The organism is Pigmentibacter sp. JX0631, from assembly GCF_029873255.1.
Classification (GTDB): Bacteria; Bdellovibrionota_B; Oligoflexia; order Silvanigrellales; family Silvanigrellaceae; genus Silvanigrella.
The window spans coordinates 186,386-204,960 of the sequence record NZ_CP123622.1; the positions used below are offsets into that span (position 1 = coordinate 186,386).

Sequence of the window (18,575 nt, forward strand, 5' to 3'; positions counted from 1 at the left end):
CTCAGTTGCAAAAATGCAATTCATTATTGCAAGAAATTTTTTAAATTTTAAGTAAATCTATTTATTTTAAGCATATTTTAATCTAATTTTAAGAAAAGTACAGTGTACTAAGTTCTAAATGCTGAAAATGCGAATAACTGTCATTTTTTTTTCACTCATGAATATCAAAATAAAAATGTTAGAATTACTGAAACCGAATTTTAAATGAAAGAAAGGACAGTTATGAAAATTTCAAAATTTGTTTTTTACCCACTAAGTTTTCTTTTAGCCTTGTTCATTCATTCTGTTACTTTTGCAGCAACTAAAATTAAATTAGTTACAGAAAACTATCCTCCTTTTAATATGGAAGAAAGTGGAAAAATAGTTGGAATGTCCACTGATATTTTAAAAGAGCTATTAAAAAGAGAAAATATTGAATATAGCTTAGAACTTTTTCCTTGGGCTCGCTCTTATAAAATGGGTATGGAAGAAAAAGACACTGTTGTTTATTCCACAACAAGAACACCGGAAAGAGAAGCTTTATTTAAATGGGTTGGTCCTTTAGTTTCAAATGACTGGGTGTTTTTTGCAAAAAAAGGAAGCTCAATAAAAATAAATAGTTTAGACGATGCCAGAAAATATTCCGTTGGTGGTTACAATGGTGATGCTACTTCAGAGTTTTTATTAAAAGAAAAGTTTGAAAAAGGTAAAAACTTACAACTAGCAACAAACGACAAACAAAATGCATTGAAACTTGAGGCTGGCCGTATTGACCTATGGGCTACTGGCTCACAACTAGGCCCATGGATTGCTAAAACCGAAAAGACCGGCAAAGTGGTTCCACTTTATACCTTCAAAAAGACTGAAATGTATGCAGCTTTTAATAAGGATTTCGATGCCGCTTTAATTAAAAAATTAAACGATGCTCTAGACAAAATGAAAAAAGAAGGATTTGTCAATAAAATATATGACAAGTATAGGTAATATATAGATTAATTTCACCATTCTCCCATTCCCTACTCTCTCAAATTTTATCCTTCCCCATAAAAAATTCTTTTTTATTTCTTTTTCCCTCTTTTGAATAACCCTTGTACGGTAACAGATTTACGGGTAAGAAAAGGAGCTGCTCAGGCATTTTCCTGTTTTTAAGAAACAAGCTGTTCAAATGATTGGTAAGAGGTTCATAAAATGCGTTCATTAAAATATGATGTTGTCGTTGTTGGTGGTGGTCATGCAGGCTGTGAAGCTGCTTTGGCGGCAGCCCGTATGCAACAAAAAACACTCCTCATAACAATGAGTATCGATCGCATCGGGCAAATGTCATGCAACCCTGCCATAGGCGGCACCGCAAAAGGTCATTTAGTTAAAGAAATCGATGCTTTAGGCGGAGAAATGGGTGCAGCCATCGATAAAACTGGTATCCAATTTCGTATTTTAAATAAAAGCAAAGGACCTGCTATTTGGTCTAGCCGTGCGCAAGCTGATATGGATCTTTACCGTAGTTATATGCGCAAAACTTTAGAAGATACTGATAATCTTGATATATTACAAGACACTGTCGCATCTTTACTCATTGAAAATGATCAAGTGCAAGGTGTTAAAACAAATCTTGATCAACTTATTCATTCGAATTGTGTTGTATTAACTACTGGAACATTCCTAAATGGTCTCATTCATATCGGTGAAAGAAGAATCACGGCGGGAAGAGCTGGAGAGCCTGCTAGCATTGAACTCGCAGAAGCATTAAAAAACTATGGTTTTCAAGTGGGAAGAATGAAAACGGGGACTACACCAAGACTTGATGCCCGTTCGATAGATTTTAGCAAATTAGAAAGACAAGACAGCGATCCTGATTTTGTTCCTTTTAGCATGCGGACTAAAAGCATGCCGCAAGAGTTAGTTCCCTGTTACATTACTCATACTAATGAAAAAACTCATGAAGTAATTAAGAGCCATATGCATTTATCTCCACTATATAGTGGAATTATTACTGGCATAGGTCCTCGTTATTGCCCAAGTATAGAAGATAAAGTAGTTAAATTTCCTGATAGACTAAGCCATCAAATTTTTATAGAACCAGAAGGTTATCAAACTCATGAAATTTATCCAAATGGAATCAGCACAAGTCTACCTATTCATGTTCAAGAAGCTTTTTTAAAAACCATTCGTGGATTTGAAAATGTTGTTATTATGAAACCTGGATATGCAATTGAATATGATTATGTTCAACCTACTGAACTACATCCAACTTTAGAAACTAAAAAAATTGGCAATTTGTATTTTGCTGGACAACTAAATGGCACTACTGGTTACGAAGAAGCTGCTGCACAAGGCTTAATTGCCGGAATTAATGCAGCTTTAAAAGCACAAAATAAAAAGCCATTTATTCTAAGTCGGGCTGAAAGTTATATTGGTGTCTTGATAGATGACCTTACCACATTAGGTACTAATGAACCTTACCGGATGTTCACAAGTCGTGCAGAAAATAGATTAAAATTAAGAGAAGATAATGCAGAAGCTCGCCTAACCAATTACGGAAAAGAACTAGGGCTTATTTCCGATACAATTTTTGCTGAATTTAAAGAGAGAATCGACAAAATTGAATTTGAAAAAGCACGAATTAAAAGTATTTGGTTAAACCCTACACCTGAATTCAACGCTAAATTAACAGAATTTGGTTTACCAGAATTATCAAATAACGTTACATTAGAAGCTTATTTAAAGCGTCCAGAAACAAACATCCGTAATTTAAAAGAAGCTGGTTTAGTTTCTGATTTTGATTTAAGAATTCTTAGATGTTTAGAAATTGAAGTTAAATACGATGGTTATATCAGACGGGAAGAAGTTTTAAGTGATAAATTAAAAACTTTTGATCATGTTTGGATCCCTAAAGAATTTAATTATCATTCTGTTAGTGGTTTATCTAGAGAAGTCGTTGAAAAATTAAAAAAGCACAACCCAAGCACTTTAGGTCAAGCTTCAAGAATCAGCGGTATTACACCAGCAGCAGTTACTTTATTGCATACTATGATAGATAGAGAAAGAGCTGTAAAGAAAGCTCCAATTGTTAATGAAATTTTTACTAATTAACAAAATTAAGCAGAAAATAATTTACAATTCATCGTTAATCTTTAATTAAATTCACTCATATTGTTACATAAAATTAAATATTAATTATTAAAAAAAATGCTAGAATTTATCAATATTATAATATAAATAATTTGATACTTTTGGAGGCGGTTTTGACTACTAATATCGATATTCAAAGAAAATTAGCATTTACAAATTTTTGCAACTATGTAAAAAATAATGATATTATTATATTAGGAGAAAGTCATTCTGAAAGCTCACCCGCTTTTAATATACTTATCGATTATTTTTTGCATCTTTTTTCAGAAAATGAAAATATTGATTACAGCGAATACTGTATATTTTTAGAAGGTTTACCAAGATATTATTACAAACCGAATCATCTTCCCGAAATTATTTCATCGCATCAATTTTTTTCATGGATTTTTTATTATTTTGGAATAGATATTCGTGGTTTGGAACATCAAAATCACTTAAAAGAAAGAATTGAAAACGCAAAAAATGCTGTGTTGCATAAAAAATCAATCAATTCAAATCGAAATTTTAATCCCGTTACAAATGACGAAGATGATGATTTTACTAAAAGATCAATTATGACAAAAAGAATCCTAAAAAGTAATGATTTTTCTGAGACTATAAATCAAGTAATTTCAAATAAACAATATAAAAAAATATTTATCATTTGTGGTTCTGTCCATGGAATAGATATGCAATTTAATTTTGATAGATATCTTCTAGAAAAAACATTCTACGGTATAAATTTTCCAAAAAATAAATTAAAAATAATTAAGCTTCTTCTAGATGAATTAAAAGAAAATAGATCACTAAAAATTAACGATGATTTTAATTTACATAAAAAAATAGCATTAGAAGACCCAATTTCTCTTCCTAGAAATTTTAATTTATCATATAGAGGTTTTTATGACTACAACATTTATTACCCAGATGCAAAAAACAATTTAGCTTTTTTGGTTATTAATAAATTATTCTCTAGTTATCTTTGGAATTATAAAATAATGAGTACATTTTTCGATACTAATATTTATGAAATAAAAACTTTTTATGAAATTCAGCAAGAAAGAAAAATAGTTATTTACTCTTTACCAAAAATATTTACTGAAAATCAAAAACTATACAATTCTATATATAGATACAAAATTGTGAAAATAATTGAAAAAAATGAAAAATATTTTAATCTAAATTATCTTAAAGATTGGAATCCAATTCCTGACAGAGGGTTAGTATTAAGAACTACCAATAAATTATTAGATAAACAAAAACAAAATCCTAAAAATTTTATTGAAGAAAAAAAACATAAGTTTAATATTTTTAAATAAAATAATCTTCTCTTAAATTTATAATTGTATTTATAGATTACTTGCTACCAATTTTCTTTTTTATGGAAAGCAACTACTGTTTCAAATCGTTTATCAGGAAATGGAAATGGAGGTATTCTAGAATCAATTTCAAAATTAAAGTACTTTCCATAGTATTCATATGTTCGTTTTTGTCCAGTAGCTACAATACCCGCAGCTCCTAATTTGTAAGCATTTTCTATGCATTTTCTAGTTATTTCCTTACCAAGATCATTTCCAATATACTCTTTGGCAACCCACAAACCCCTTAATTCAAAAAAATTCTTTTTTTCTGTAATGTATTTTCTAAATTCCTCTGGTAAATAACTTTCATCATGTTCTAGTGGTAATACTTTTTCTAAACTTCGTTGATATATTCTAGCTCCACCAACTAATTTTTTCTCAGAGTTAAATGCTAAAACTGCATATGCTTCTGGATAAACTAAATAGTCAATTTTTGAAAAGATAACTCCTTTTATTCCTGCATTTTCTAAGGCCTCAATTTGGCCACCTATTAATTCATCAATACACTTCGTATGACTTAAATTCACAAAATGCAGATCAACAAGCATAAATTCCTCCTTATAAAGTTAAAAAAATTTTAAATAATGTAACACAAAAAAAATTGACATCCAGAAATTTTAAAATTTTTTATTTTTATTTATATTATTTAATTTTTTTTTATAATAATATTAAATATTTTTTATTTTAACATATATTTCAACTTGTAAATAATTTTAATAAATTAAAATTTTCTATCTCCTTCTTCTTTTTTACATCTTTATCTACTATAAAGTGAATGTTTATTTCAAAAAATTTAGGAGTTAACTATGAACAAAATGGACTGGGTTTCTTGTAAAGCTAAGTTCAAGATTCAAAAAATTCAATGGCAAAATATTTTACTATTATTACTAAATATTACATTAATTTTTATATCTTTTTACTTCCAAGACAATTTTTATTATTTTCCTATCAAAATTTTAACTCTAACTTTAGCCCTACTACAAATTTATTTGTTACTGCATGAGGCAACTCATTATAAAATAGTAAATAATAATATCCTAAGCGAAGTCATTGCACATGTTTTAGGTTGGCTCATTTTTTTGCCATTTCTAGCTCGCAAACGCTCACATTTACTCCACCATTCTTGGACTGGTCATCCTATAGGAGATCCTGCTAATAAAAGACTCATTCAAAGATTTTCAGTTATAAATCATCGTCAAAGAAAAATTTTAGAATTCATTTGGCGCAGTTGGCTTCCACTTTTAGCCCTAAATGACAGAATTGGTCTTTGGAGAGACGCTTTTCTCCAAAGAAAAAACTTAAATAGTTCAAAGGAAATTAAAAAAGAAATATTTTTTATATATCTTTACATAATTTTTTATATTCTATTTTTTATTTTTCTTATTCAACAAAATCTTTTTCTTTCATTTATTAAAATTTATGCTCCTGCATTTTTTTTCTTGTTATTTTTAGAAGAACTGGCAAATGGACCACATCATGCAGAAACCCCGCTATTAAACGAAACAGATCGTTCACTACCATATTGGGAACAACAAGTTGTTACGCATTCATGTAAAAGCATTCCAATTTGGTCTAATTACATATTGCTAAATTTTAATTTACATAATGCCCATCATTATATACCATGGGCTCCATGGTATGAATTAAAAAAAATTCACAATGAAATGATTAAAATAGATCCAAATATAGAAAAGAACCGAGTATATAATGAAATTACTTGGTCCATTAAAAACAGGAAAAAACCTTTACTTAATATAATGGGGCACTATTTTAATAAAATAAAAAATTAATTTATTTTTTATATTTTATTATTTTGTGTAATAATATTAAACTTTACTTAAATTCAACTTTATAACAACCCGCCATTTAAATTTGCAGGAACAGATTCTTTTATTTTTTTAGGTGGAGGCAATTTCCAAGAATCAAGTTCAGCACAAAACTTTGGATAATCAGGAAGCAATTTTAATACTTTATTTTGCAATAGTTCTTCCCTTAAGTTAGAAACATAACGATTGTTATAATCATGCCCAGGATAGATTAAAGTATCTAAAGATAATTTACTAATTTTCGTTAATGAAAGAAACATATCTTGATTGCTTCCTTGTTGAAAATCAGTCCTTCCACATGATCCTATAAATAAACAATCACCTGTGCACAATCTATTATCAGCAACTAATAAGGACATAGAATCATTAGTATGCCCTGGGGTATGTATAGCCTTTAGAGAAATTTTTCCGACCATTAATTCTTCATTATCTTGCATTTTTTTAGCTTTATATTGAATATTAGCTTGATTACTTATAACAGCAATTGCTGCGGGATATTTTTTTTGGAGCAAATTAATTCCAGTAACATGATCGGCATGAACATGTGTTTCAATAATAAACTTAAGTGTTAATTTATTTTCTTCTATAAATTTGATATATTCTTCAACATTTTCGAATACTGAATCTATTATTGCAATTTCATTACTATCTCCAGTTAAATAAGTATAAGTTGAACTTACTTCATCTTTAAATTGCTTAAATATAAAACTCATACATTCCCCACTAATAAGTAACAATAATTAAAAATGACAAACTGGTCCTATCCCTTTTCCAATTTTATACATAGAACCTTTTTGGATACATTGAAAAATATATTCTTTGGCTAAATAAAATGCTTTTTCTATATTTTCTTCTTTCGCCAAATGGACCGCCAATGCAGCTGAAAAAGTACAACCAGTTCCATGCGTATTTTGGCTTTTAATTCTTTCAGTTTCAAGCCATACTTTTTTTATTCTATTTTTTTCTTGCATAACTAAACAATCAGCACTAAAAACTTGCGATGAAAAATGCCCTCCTTTAATAATGACTGCTTGCATTCCATAATTTAGAAGATCCTCGCCAGCCTTTTCCATGTCATTTTTAGTTGATATTGAATACCCTAATAAATATTCAGCTTCAGGAATATTGGGGGTAATAATATTAACTTGTGGTAGTAAATTTTTTTTTAAAGCAGAAATTGCTTCGGGTGAGATTAATTCATAATTATTTTTTGATAACATTACAGGGTCTAAAATTATATTTGAACAATTATATTTTTTAAGACATTTAACAACACAATCAATGATATCTGCAGAAAAAAGCATTCCAATTTTTATCGCATCAGTTCCTATATCATTTAAGATGGAATGAAATTGTTCTGCAATAAATTCAGAAGGAATTTCATGAATAGAAGTGACCCCTAATGTATTTTGTGCAGTTAATGCAGTAAGAATACTCATACCATAACATTCAAAATGTTGAAATGTTTTTAGGTCAGCTTGAATACCAGCCCCTCCACTACAATCGGAACCCGCAATCGTCAATAAACGCTTGTATTCTTTAAAAGCAAAATTTTTTTCTTGCATCTGGACATCCTTCAATGGAACAGTTATACGTGCATCGGAGATCACCAGGGGAGTCCATTTTGGACTGAGATTGCTTTAATTAGCTAGACTCTTGGAACCTGATCTGGATTATACCAGCGTAGGAAGAGTGATAAGAATTGTTAAAACATATATTTTCCCAAAATTCCATAATTTATATATACACCTATTTACGGAATTTCAGTTTCCTCAATTTTGTAATAAAACATTTTTTTCACTTAAAATCTATTTCTATTGCTGGATTTCAAAATATTTTTTATTTTAAAGGAATCCAAGTATGGAGTTATTTTCAAATATTAATGCGTATGATCTTTTTAAAGACAGACCTCAAAGTAAAAAAGAATATATAAAAAGTAATTTATTTTCTGATGTTAATGTTCCTTTTCGTGAAATTACTTTAATGGGAAATAAACAAAAAGATAAGCCACAACATTTATACGTTTATGATTCAGCAGGAGCTTACTCAGATAAAGACGTTAACATTAATATTTCCGAAGGTCTTCTACCAATAAGAAAACAATGGCTATTAAATAGAAAACCTTTTCAACAATGCTCCACGCAAATGGCTTATGCAAAAAGAGGAATTATAACTGAAGAAATGGAATATGTTGCAATTCGTGAATCCAATCAAAATTTACATTTAAGAAAAGAAAATTTAGAAAGAGAAAATAGATTAAATAAAAATTTAGCAAATTCACCCTTGCCGAAAAAAATCACCCCTGAATTTGTAAGAAACGAAATAGCACAAGGTCGAGCTATTATTCCTGCCAATATCAACCATCCAGAGCTTGAACCTATGATAATTGGAAGATCTTTTTATACAAAAGTAAATGCTAATATTGGAAATTCTGCTATTCAATCCTCGATTGAGGGAGAAATTGAAAAGTTACTTTGGTCATTACGTTGGGGTGCTGATACCGTAATGGATCTTTCAACAGGTAAAAATATAAAAGAAACTCGAGAATGGATTCTTCGAAATTCACCAGTTCCCATTGGTACCGTTCCTTTATATCAAGCATTAGAAAAAGTTGGGGGAATTGTTGAAGATTTGAATTGGGAAGTATTTAAAGAAACAATTTTAGAACAAGCAGAACAAGGTGTTGACTATTTTACAATTCATGCTGGTATTTTATTACCTTATGTTTCTTTAACAAAAAATAGAATGACAGGAATTGTTTCGCGAGGCGGAGCAATCATGGCTAGATGGATGACAAAGCATCATAAAGAAAATTTTCTTTACACACATTTTAATGAACTCTGCGAAATTATGAGATACTACGACATTTCATTTTCTTTAGGAGACGCTTTACGCCCTGGTTCCATAGCAGATGCCAATGATGAAGCCCAATTTGCTGAATTAAAAACTTTAGGTGAATTAACTAAACAAGCTTGGAATTTAGATGTGCAAACGATGGTTGAAGGACCTGGTCACATTCCTATGCATTTAATCCAAGAAAATATGGACATGCAATTAAAACACTGCCATGAAGCGCCTTTTTATACTCTTGGGCCCCTTACGACAGATTTTGCTCCGGGCTACGATCACATTACAAGTGCCATAGGTGCTGCACAAATAGGTTGGTATGGTTGCGCTATGCTTTGTTATGTTACACCAAAAGAACATTTAGGTTTACCAAATAAAGATGATGTAAAACAAGGTTTAATTGCTTATAAAATTGCAGCACATGCTGCCGATTTAGCGAAAGGTCATCCCGCTGCTAGAGCTTGGGATGATGCACTCTCCTATGCGCGTTTTAATTTTCATTGGGAAGATCAATTTAACCTAGCTTTAGATCCGCAAACAGCTAAAAATCATCATAATGAAAGTTTACCGGAAGAAAGAAACCTGCATACACCATATTGTTCTATGTGTGGACCTCGTTTTTGCTCTATGCGCATCAGTTCCCAAATTTATAATTCAAATCAAACGTAAGGGATAAAAAGTGAAAATTGCTATCATAGGGGCAGGTATCTTGGGACGCATGTTAACAATTGATTTTTCGTTACTTGGTCATTTTGTTACTTTATTTGAAAAAGACGACAATTTTTCAACAAAATCTAGTTGTGCCACTGCTGCTGGAATGCTTACTCCATGGTCAGAAATTTTGGAAAGTTCGGAACTAGTTTTTAAATTAGGTGTGCAATCGTTATCAAGATGGGAAGGAATTTTAAAAATAATAAATGCAGAAGATATTTTGTTTAATTGTGGATGTTCACATTTGGTAGCAGCTTCTGATAAAGCTAAAATTGCTTATTTATTGAAATATATTTCTAATAAAGACCCAAATTTCATTCCAATAGAAATGAACTCAATTTTATTACGGAAGTTTTTTAATAGAAGTAAACAAAATTTTCAATATGGTTTTTATATTCCCAATGAAAAGTGTCTTGACCCTCGAATTTTTATTAAAAAAAGTAAAGAATATTTCTTAAGTAATAAAAATATTTCATTTCATTTCAATACACAAATTAAGAAAGAAAATATTGATAATAATTGCTTAAAAATACTAGATAAGAAATATGATTTAATTATAAATACAACAGGATTTCATGCTAAAGAAAATCTTAATAATTTAATAAGAGGTGTGAGGGGTTCTCTCATTCTTGTAAAAGCAACTCAAGTTAAAATAGACTGCATTGTTAGACTAAGTCATTTTCGTTATCCGATTTATATAGTACCTAGAGGAAATCAAACATTTATAATTGGTGCGACCTCACAAGAAACAGAATGCCTTGATCCTATGACAATAGCAGATACATTAGAATTATTGAGTATGGCTTGCCAATTTGATTCTGGTTTTTTAGAGGCAAATATTTTAGAGCAAAGGGTAAATCTTCGACCCACTTTCTTAAATTCAGAGCCAAAAATTTTTACACATGAAAATGTATTTTACATAAATGGATTATATCGACATGGAATAACAATTAGTCCTACAATAAGCAAATATTTTACTGAATTTATTCATCACAATTTTAATTTACCAAATAATTTAGATCAATCTATATGGAAAAATTTATGCAACTTTTAAAAGTAAAACTAAATGGGGAAGATAAATTATATTCTCAAATAGACATAACAATTTCTGAAATACTAGAAAAGGAACAAATATCACAAAAAGGGATTGCAATAGCATTAAATAATGTCCTCGTACCAAAAGATAAAATTCTTTCAGTAAAGTTACGAATGCATGACGAAATTGAAATTGTAACACCCTTTGAAGGAGGTTAAATGCTAGAAATATACGGTGAAAAAATAAACTCCCATTTAATTATAGGTACTGCAAGATATCCATCATTAAATATACTAAAAGAAGCAATAATTGCATCTAATTCTAGTATCGTTACACTTGCTTTGAGAAGGCTTTCTCCTGAAAAAAAAGAAAAAAATAACTTTTGGGAAACTATCAAAGAATTAAATGTCAAAATATTACCAAATACGTCTGGTTGTTATGATGCAAAAAATGCAATTAAAACTGCTTTTTTAGCTCGTGAATTATTTGGAACAAATTGGATTAAACTTGAAATTTTTGGTGATAGCTACACGCTGCAACCAAACCCTTTTGAATTACTGAAAGCTACTGAAGAATTAATAAAAAATAATTTTTGCGTTTTTCCTTATATGACCGATGATTTAATCCTTGCTAAAGAATTAGTAAATTTAGGTTGCGAAGTACTTATGCCTTGGGGAGCGCCCATTGGTTCTGGCAAGGGAATAATCAATCCCTATCATTTAAAAATTATGCGCCAACGATTTCCAAATATAAAAATAATTATCGACGCAGGAATTGGAGCTCCAAGCGATGCTGCATTTGCTATGGAATTAGGAATGGATGCTGTGTTGTTAAACTCTGCTATAGCGCAAGCATTTGAGCCTACTCCTATGGCAAAAGCGTTTGCACTTGCCGTTGAAAGTGGCCGCATAGCATATCAAAGCGGCATCATGCCTGAATCAGATTTAGCACAAGCAAGTTCACCCATTCAAGGAGTTCCATTCTACCATGTTTAACAATAATAATCCTTTTTCATTTCATTTTTATCCAATCGTGGATAGCCTTTATTGGTTAAAAAAACTAATAGAAAATAATGTTCCAATTAGTCAGTATCGGGTAAAAAAATCAATGTCTGTTGCATTAGAAGAAGAAATTAAAACAGCAATTGAACTTGCAAAAGCAAATAATCATCTTCTAATAATTAATGACTTTTGGGAGCTTGCAATAAAATATAATGCTTTTGGAGTGCATCTAGGCTTTGAAGACTCATTGATAGCTGATACAAATAAAATTCAACAAAGCGGATTACTTTTTGGACTGAGCACACATGATGAAAAAGAACTAAATCACGCAATTCATTTAGAACCTCAATACATTGCTTTGGGGCCAATTTTTCCAACTACTTCGAAAATAATGCGTTTTTTGCCACAAGGGTATCAGAAAATTTCCGAATGGCGTGAAAAAATTCCTTCTAAAATTAAACTTGTTGCAATTGGTGGCATTGAACTTGCCAATGCTGAAAAAATATATCAATCAGGTGCTAATTGCATCTCGGTTATTAGTGATATTACTAAGGCAAAGAATCCTGATGAAAGACTTCAACAATGGTTAAAGAAACAAAACCTTTTTTAAATTTGCATAAATATTCTAGACAAATCTCTCTTCCATTTATTGGAATTAAAGGCCTGGAAACTATTAAAAAAAGCAAAATTATGATTATTGGTGCTGGTGCTTTAGCTCATAATTGTTGTCAATATTTAGCAAGCTCAGGAATTGGTGAAATTATTATTTTCGATAATGATATTATTGAAGAATCGAATTTACCAAGACAAGTATTGTTTACAAAAAATGATCTAGGTAAAAAAAAAGTAGAAGTTTTATCTAATTACTTAAAAAATCATTTTCCAGAAACAAAAATTAAAACTTATGCTTGCTTTTTTACAAACCAAAGTAATTTTAATTTTCCAAAAAATATTGATTTAATTATTAATGCTAGTGATAATTTTAGAACTAGAAAAAAAATTAACGAATTTTCTATCCAAAATTCTATTAGTTGGATTGATATGGGAGTATTGGCAATGAATGCACATGTTGCTTTATTTCAGCCTGGTCAAGGTTGCTTTTCATGTTTATTTCCAAATATAGAATCTTCAGATGTAAATTGTTCTTTATTTGGTGTATTGCCATCTGTTTGTGGGCTTATTGGTTCTTTTGTTGTCAATGAAGCTATAAAATTTTTGACAAATTTAAAGCAAATTAACGTAAATACTTATTACCAGTTTGATTTTAAAGAAAATAATTTTAAAAAATTTTTTTGGGTAAAAGATCATTCTTGCTATATCTGTAAAAATTCAAAAAAAATTGAAGCAAAAAACGATAATAAAGATAATTTATACTTAATTTCTTATGATGATTTTAAAAATCAATCTAGTTTAAATTCCGTCAAAATAAACTTCAATATTTGGCATGAAAAGCATGAACAGTTTGATTTAGATTTTAATATTAGTGAAAAACTTTTTCAATCAATTTTAAATAGCAATATAAAGTTAATAAAATCTATCTTAAATGAACAAAAAATAAATATCAAAAGTACTTTCTATTTTTTCTGTAATTATGGAATAAAAAGTAAAATTGCTTGTGAGTTTTTTAGAAAAAATGGTTTTAATGCTTTTTACTCAAAAAAAATTTGATTTTAATTTTTTAATTTTTTAATATTTTTGAAATTGAATCTAATAAAACATCTTCACTAAATTTTGTTAGCAAAATGCAATGACTTTCATCGTAAGATGATTAGTCCATTTGCAAAGCAGAAAGTCTATCACCATTCATAAAATGTGTCTGTTCTAATTCAAAAATTTAAATAAAGCGTCAATGTACCGTCCTGGATAATTCTTACCTATGTACAATTTTAATCTTTATTTCTCTTTGATATGTTTAGGAATATACATTTTTTTTTAAAAAATAATAAATAGAAGTTATAAACCATTATTTCTGACTATGCTTTGCAACCAAATATGTTAAATTTACTTTAAAGCTCCAATAAAGGATCAGCACATGAATGAAGAGTATGATGAATATGTAAAAAATTATTTTATTAATAGTCCTATTAGCGAGTTTGAAAAATATTTAAATTTTGACGAGAAAAAAAAAGAAACAGCAAAAAAATTAAGTTCAATTTTAAAAGAAAATATTGAAAATGTTCTAAAAGATTTCTACGAATTTAATTTAAATAATGAAAAAACAAAAAAATTCTTTCATGGAAGTGCTGAAGTTGAACGATTGATGAAAACAAATCGCAACTATATTCCTTATTTATTTTCTGGACCATTTGATCTTGAATATTATTCAGAAAAAATAAAAATTGGCTATTTACATTTTAAAAAAGGCATTCCAAATGACGCATATTTGGCCTCAATAGGTACTCTTAATTCCGCCATTAATAAAATATGGAAAACTAAATTTACAGATATTATAGAACTATTTGAAGCGCAATCTATCACAACTGATTTATTATTTATTGAAGTTTATTTTACTATTAATACTTACTATTCATTTTTAGAAAAAAAACTAGTAACTGAAGAAACTAAAGTAAAAGAAATTTTAAATAATATAAAAGATGCTTACTTCATAATTGATAAAAATTTATTAATCAGTGATGTTGTATCAAGATCTTGCCACTTTATTTTTGAGGCAGATATTGCCGGAAAAGACTTTCCTCAAATTTTCACAGATTCTCGTGTAAAAAGAGGAGATATTTTAGTTTTATCTATTAAACAATATTTTGAAAACTTGTTTAATCTTGATTCCATTTTCAATATGTTCCCTTCTACAATAGAGTTCTATAATAAGACGTTGAAATTATCTTATACTCCTATCCTAAATATCAACAAAAAACCTGAAAAAATGGTAATATGTGCTACAGATATTTCTGAACATATAAAAAATCAACAGGTCATTGAAGACAATAATGCGAAAAATGTTTCACTCATTAAAATTATTAAACAAAAAAGCGATTTCGAAAATATGTTAAAAATTATTGCAACAAAAAATATTACTTTATTAGATTGCGATGATATTGCTACCGGAAAAACAATACTTCATGAATATAAAAATCTTTTTGCCACTTTTGGGTTGCTGAATATTTCATCACTTATTAGCAATCTTGAACTTGAGTTACTTGCTAAAGAACATCTTGAAAAATTTAATGTAAAAGAGTTTCTATCCTTATCTTGTTGTATGATATCAGACCTATTAAAAAAATACTTGGAAGAAAATTACGATATTTTAGGAATTGCAAGTTAATTATTTGCTGTGATCAGCTACTGCATCCATAACCCGTGCAGCGTATACCAAGGCAGCACCAGCATTTAAAGCAATGGCAACTCCTAGAGTTTCAGATATTTCTTCTAAAGTTGCACCATGTTTTAAAGCTTCTTTTGTATGCACTGATATGCAACCATCACACCTTGTAGTAACAGCAACAGCAATTCCGATTAATTCACGAATTTTTGGAGTCAAATGATTCGTGGAATTTCCTGCTTCAGATAGAGTTTTATAACCTTTAATAGTATCAGGACTGTGCTTTGCTAATATTTTAACTCTTTCTGCTATTTCTTTCCGATATTCTTCCCAATTTAGCATACTCTGTTTCCTTATATGATAAATTAATTAAATTATGTTCTCTAAAATTGTAACAGAATATTGAACAATAATAAATCCTATACATCTAATTCCAGCTGCACTGGAGCTACAGTGTCATTTTGCCACCATCCTACATTCAGAAACTTAATTTGATATTTGCCTGTATTAGTTTTAAATACTTCTACATATGCATTGAAATGAATATCAACAACTGAATATTTATTAGCACAAAATTGACCTTTTAATTGATGATCAATGAAAATATCAATTACAATCCCATGTCTAATTTGAAAACCTAAAATACTAATCCATGAGCATGCAATTTTTTTTTCTTTTAGTTTTAAATGAAATATATTATTAACATATAAATCATCACCATTGTAAAAATAACCATATTCGTCAATATTAACTTTATTATAGCCCATCATATGAATTGGGTATAGCGTATATTTAATATAAGAATCATTAACAAATTCTAAAGTTTCATTTGTTTTGTTAAAGATAAGAAATCTAGAGTTAGCATATAAATTAGTCTGAATAGATACTAAAAATATGCTTATGATAAATGAAAAATATTTCATTTTATTTAAACCTCCAACAATAATTAATAAATTTTAACTCCGCATTTTTTTAATATCATTTTCTTCCAATTTAATAAATAATTTTCTTCATTTTTGTTATTCTAAAACAGGATAATTTTTAATATAATTTTTAATTAATTACTTATACTAATCTATAAAAAGAAGAATATTAAAAGTTTTCTAAGCCAAATATTATTTTTTTTTAATTTTAAAAACATCCTAATTTTTTTATCCAAAAAAAAAAAATTAATCTGTTAAATATTATTTAGATTTTTCTTTTTATTTATAATAAATATTGTATTTTTAAACTTGATTTTTTATAAATAATTACCGTTAAAGTTTAGCATCTATAATTCTGAAATTGAATAATTTGTTAATATATTAATCATTTCAATGGAATATTGAATGAATTAAAATTTTAAAACATTTTTTTAAAGAAAAGTAATGATGAGAAACTAACTATTCTTTAGTTTCTCAATTTCAGAAATAGGTAGATCTGTTAATTTGCTTATCATTTCAATGGGAAAATGATTGGCTAAAAGGTTTAAAACAATTTCTTTATTTCGATTATTAATTCCTTTTGCAAAGCCTATCTGAACTCCTTCTTCCCTAGCCCCATCCATATCTGTATTATAGTCCAGCTCATACTTTCTTCTGGCTTCATACTTCGCCCTAGCAACGGGATCTTGGCTGATATATTCAAGTGTATTAAATGCTTTTTCAATTTCAGGTGTTTGCATAGCCATGACTGTCTCCTTTGAAGCACCTTTAAAAAAGTGCATTTCTTAATATTTTATTCTTTTAAAGAAAAGTGATGTTGAGAAACTAAGTATTCTTTAGTTTCTCTATTTCAGAAATAGGTAAATCTGTTAATTTGCTTATCATTTCAATGGGAAAATGATTGGCTAGAAGATTTAGAACAATTTCTTTGTTTCGTTTGTACTCACCTATTTGCACCCCTTCATTTTTCCCTTTAGCAAAACCCTCTTCCCTAGCCCCATCCATATCGGTGTTATAATCAAGCTCATACTTTCTTCTGGCTTCATACTTCGCCCTAGCAACGGGATCTTGGCTGATATATTCTAGTGTACTAAATGCTTTTTCAATTTCAGGTGTTTGCATAGCCATGACGGTCTCCTTTGAAGCACCTTTAAAAAAGTGCATTTCTTAATATTTTATTCTTTTAAAGAAAAGTAATGTTGAGAAACTAAGTATTCTTTACTTTCTCTATTTCAGAAATAGGTAGATCTGTTAATTTGCTTATCATTTCAATGGGAAAATGATTGGCTAAAAGGTTTAAAACAATTTCTTTATTTCGATTATTAATTCCTTTTGCAAAGCCTATCTGAACTCCTTCATTTTTTCCTTTAGCAAATCCTATTTGAACTCCCTCTTCCCTAGCCCCATCCATATCTGTATTATAGTCCAGCTCATACTTTCTTCTGGCTTCATACTTCGCCCTAGCAACGGGATCTTGGCTGATATATTCAAGTGTATTAAATGCTTTTTCAATTTCAGGTGTTTGCATAGCCATGACGGTCTCCTTTGAAGCACCTTTAAAAAAGTGCATCCATTTGTCCAGTTCATTATAGTACTGATCGGGGATTTTGGGAACTTCTAAAAAGTAAAGTTGGAAATCAGAACTAAAAATATATTTTGTATCAATATCTAAGGTTTTAATTTTAGTAAAAAAATGTTCTTTGTGTTTAAAGAAATTAAAGTTTAAGATATGAATACAAATAGCTGGTTTTAAAGTTTTGTATTTTTTTCCACTGGTTAATTGTTGTTCATAAAGTTTAGCCCAATAATATAAACACCGTTTTTCATATTCATAGGTATTTTGTACTTGGATTTCTATATTGACAAAACTTTCGTTATTGAGTTTTGCCAACACATCTAGCCTAGTTTCCTTATCATCTTCTTGATCTTTATTAATTTCTGTATTTAAGTAAGTTAAAGAAATAATTTTTTCATCTTCTGGGTAATTTAACACGCTATTTAAAAAGTGGATTAAAACATCTTCTTTCTCCCCAAAAATGCGTTTAAAGACATAATCATTTTTAATATCAAGCAATTCAAATTCCATTACAGCTCCTTTCAAGTAAACGGAAAAGCAGCATAAATTAAAAAATATAAAATGTATGGTTGTTTTAAAATTTGAACAAAAGCAGTAGAAAGTTGGACAAAATTAAAATGTATATAATATTTTTCTTTTCAATTATAAAATGAATATTTTTTCTTTTATAAAATATGAAGAAAAATTATACCTCTCAGCTTTAGTAAAAAAAATTCAATCATTTCTTTTTTTGCCTTAATAACTTAATTTTACTTTTACATATTTTTTAGATATTTTTAAGTCAATTTATAATAAATATTGTAATTTAAAATTGATTTTTTTTAAAAGTAATTATTAAAAAAGTGAACATTTTTTTATTAATAAATTTATTTTTAAATTAAATACTATGTATACTAGAGTTTTAAGTTACCAAAAATAATTTATTTCTTT

General features: G+C 28.7%; 19 protein-coding genes and 1 riboswitch. Of the genes, 11 read left to right on the forward strand and 8 right to left on the reverse strand.

Features of this window, described 5'->3' with window-relative positions:
* Positions 1–222 precede the first annotated feature (222 nt).
* The 3 genes from QEJ31_RS00750 to QEJ31_RS00760 all read left to right on the forward strand — a co-directional run bounded on the left by QEJ31_RS00750 (position 223) and on the right by QEJ31_RS00760 (position 4,406).
* Positions 223–963, forward strand: coding sequence for an ABC transporter substrate-binding protein (locus tag QEJ31_RS00750; protein WP_280591855.1), 741 nt, complete (start codon positions 223–225; stop codon positions 961–963).
* Between the two features lie 204 nt (positions 964–1,167).
* Positions 1,168–3,069 carry a tRNA uridine-5-carboxymethylaminomethyl(34) synthesis enzyme MnmG gene (mnmG, locus tag QEJ31_RS00755; RefSeq protein ID WP_280591858.1) on the forward strand — a complete coding sequence of 634 codons (1,902 nt, stop codon included), beginning with the start codon at positions 1,168–1,170 and terminating at the stop codon, positions 3,067–3,069.
* Between the two features lie 152 nt (positions 3,070–3,221).
* The gene (locus tag QEJ31_RS00760; protein ID WP_280591860.1) at positions 3,222–4,406 is read left to right on the forward strand and encodes a hypothetical protein; all 1,185 of its coding nucleotides are present in this window, start codon (positions 3,222–3,224) and stop codon (positions 4,404–4,406) included.
* A gap of 44 nt (positions 4,407–4,450) precedes the next feature.
* On the opposite strand, the gene QEJ31_RS00765 is transcribed toward QEJ31_RS00760, so the two are convergent.
* Positions 4,451–4,996 carry a GNAT family N-acetyltransferase gene (locus tag QEJ31_RS00765; RefSeq protein ID WP_280591862.1) on the reverse strand — a complete coding sequence of 182 codons (546 nt, stop codon included), beginning with the start codon at positions 4,994–4,996 and terminating at the stop codon, positions 4,451–4,453.
* Positions 4,997–5,254: 258 nt separating this feature from the next.
* Between QEJ31_RS00765 and QEJ31_RS00770 the strand changes: the two genes are divergently transcribed.
* On the forward strand, positions 5,255–6,238 hold the full coding sequence (locus QEJ31_RS00770; RefSeq protein WP_280591864.1) for a fatty acid desaturase: 984 nt from the start codon (positions 5,255–5,257) through the stop codon (positions 6,236–6,238).
* Between the two features lie 59 nt (positions 6,239–6,297).
* On the opposite strand, the gene QEJ31_RS00775 is transcribed toward QEJ31_RS00770, so the two are convergent.
* Positions 6,298–6,987, reverse strand: coding sequence for an MBL fold metallo-hydrolase (locus tag QEJ31_RS00775; RefSeq protein WP_280591866.1), 690 nt, complete (start codon positions 6,985–6,987; stop codon positions 6,298–6,300).
* 27 nt (positions 6,988–7,014) lie between these two features.
* Positions 7,015–7,839, reverse strand: coding sequence for a bifunctional hydroxymethylpyrimidine kinase/phosphomethylpyrimidine kinase (gene thiD, locus QEJ31_RS00780; protein ID WP_280591868.1), 825 nt, complete (start codon positions 7,837–7,839; stop codon positions 7,015–7,017).
* A gap of 36 nt (positions 7,840–7,875) precedes the next feature.
* A riboswitch (TPP riboswitch) is annotated at positions 7,876–7,982 on the forward strand.
* Between the two features lie 152 nt (positions 7,983–8,134).
* Here thiD and thiC point away from each other — a divergent pair.
* The 7 genes from thiC (at position 8,135) to QEJ31_RS00815 (ending at position 15,149) form a co-directional block, all read left to right on the forward strand.
* On the forward strand, positions 8,135–9,790 hold the full coding sequence (gene thiC / locus QEJ31_RS00785; RefSeq protein ID WP_280591871.1) for a phosphomethylpyrimidine synthase ThiC: 1,656 nt from the start codon (positions 8,135–8,137) through the stop codon (positions 9,788–9,790).
* Positions 9,791–9,800: 10 nt separating this feature from the next.
* A complete protein-coding gene (locus QEJ31_RS00790; protein WP_280591873.1) occupies positions 9,801–10,886 on the forward strand; it encodes an FAD-dependent oxidoreductase in 1,086 nt (361 codons plus the stop codon).
* Complete coding sequence (gene thiS, locus QEJ31_RS00795; RefSeq protein ID WP_280591874.1) at positions 10,874–11,086, forward strand: sulfur carrier protein ThiS; 213 nt, start codon at positions 10,874–10,876, stop codon at positions 11,084–11,086. The genes QEJ31_RS00790 and thiS overlap by 13 nt, the downstream gene beginning before the upstream one ends.
* Complete coding sequence (locus QEJ31_RS00800) at positions 11,087–11,863, forward strand: thiazole synthase (RefSeq protein WP_280591875.1); 777 nt, start codon at positions 11,087–11,089, stop codon at positions 11,861–11,863. It abuts the gene before it with no gap.
* A complete protein-coding gene (locus QEJ31_RS00805; RefSeq protein ID WP_280591876.1) occupies positions 11,856–12,479 on the forward strand; it encodes a thiamine phosphate synthase in 624 nt (207 codons plus the stop codon). Before QEJ31_RS00800 ends, QEJ31_RS00805 begins: the two co-directional genes overlap by 8 nt.
* Positions 12,452–13,537 carry a ThiF family adenylyltransferase gene (locus tag QEJ31_RS00810; protein ID WP_280591877.1) on the forward strand — a complete coding sequence of 362 codons (1,086 nt, stop codon included), beginning with the start codon at positions 12,452–12,454 and terminating at the stop codon, positions 13,535–13,537. The genes QEJ31_RS00805 and QEJ31_RS00810 overlap by 28 nt, the downstream gene beginning before the upstream one ends.
* Before the next feature lie 364 nt (positions 13,538–13,901).
* Positions 13,902–15,149, forward strand: coding sequence for a protoglobin domain-containing protein (locus tag QEJ31_RS00815; RefSeq protein ID WP_280591878.1), 1,248 nt, complete (start codon positions 13,902–13,904; stop codon positions 15,147–15,149).
* Here the strand turns inward: QEJ31_RS00815 and QEJ31_RS00820 are convergent, their stop codons facing one another.
* From QEJ31_RS00820 to QEJ31_RS00840, 5 genes are all read right to left on the reverse strand, one after another.
* A complete protein-coding gene (locus QEJ31_RS00820) occupies positions 15,150–15,488 on the reverse strand; it encodes a carboxymuconolactone decarboxylase family protein (protein WP_280591879.1) in 339 nt (112 codons plus the stop codon).
* Positions 15,489–15,565: 77 nt separating this feature from the next.
* Positions 15,566–16,069 (reverse strand): hypothetical protein, encoded by a 504-nt coding sequence (locus QEJ31_RS00825; protein ID WP_280591880.1) that lies wholly within the window; start codon positions 16,067–16,069, stop codon positions 15,566–15,568.
* Between the two features lie 455 nt (positions 16,070–16,524).
* A complete protein-coding gene (locus QEJ31_RS00830) occupies positions 16,525–16,815 on the reverse strand; it encodes a hypothetical protein (protein WP_280591881.1) in 291 nt (96 codons plus the stop codon).
* 79 nt (positions 16,816–16,894) lie between these two features.
* Positions 16,895–17,197 carry a hypothetical protein gene (locus QEJ31_RS00835; protein WP_280591882.1) on the reverse strand — a complete coding sequence of 101 codons (303 nt, stop codon included), beginning with the start codon at positions 17,195–17,197 and terminating at the stop codon, positions 16,895–16,897.
* Positions 17,198–17,276: 79 nt separating this feature from the next.
* A complete protein-coding gene (locus tag QEJ31_RS00840; protein WP_280591883.1) occupies positions 17,277–18,155 on the reverse strand; it encodes an Rpn family recombination-promoting nuclease/putative transposase in 879 nt (292 codons plus the stop codon).
* Between the last annotated feature and the right edge of the window lie 420 nt (positions 18,156–18,575).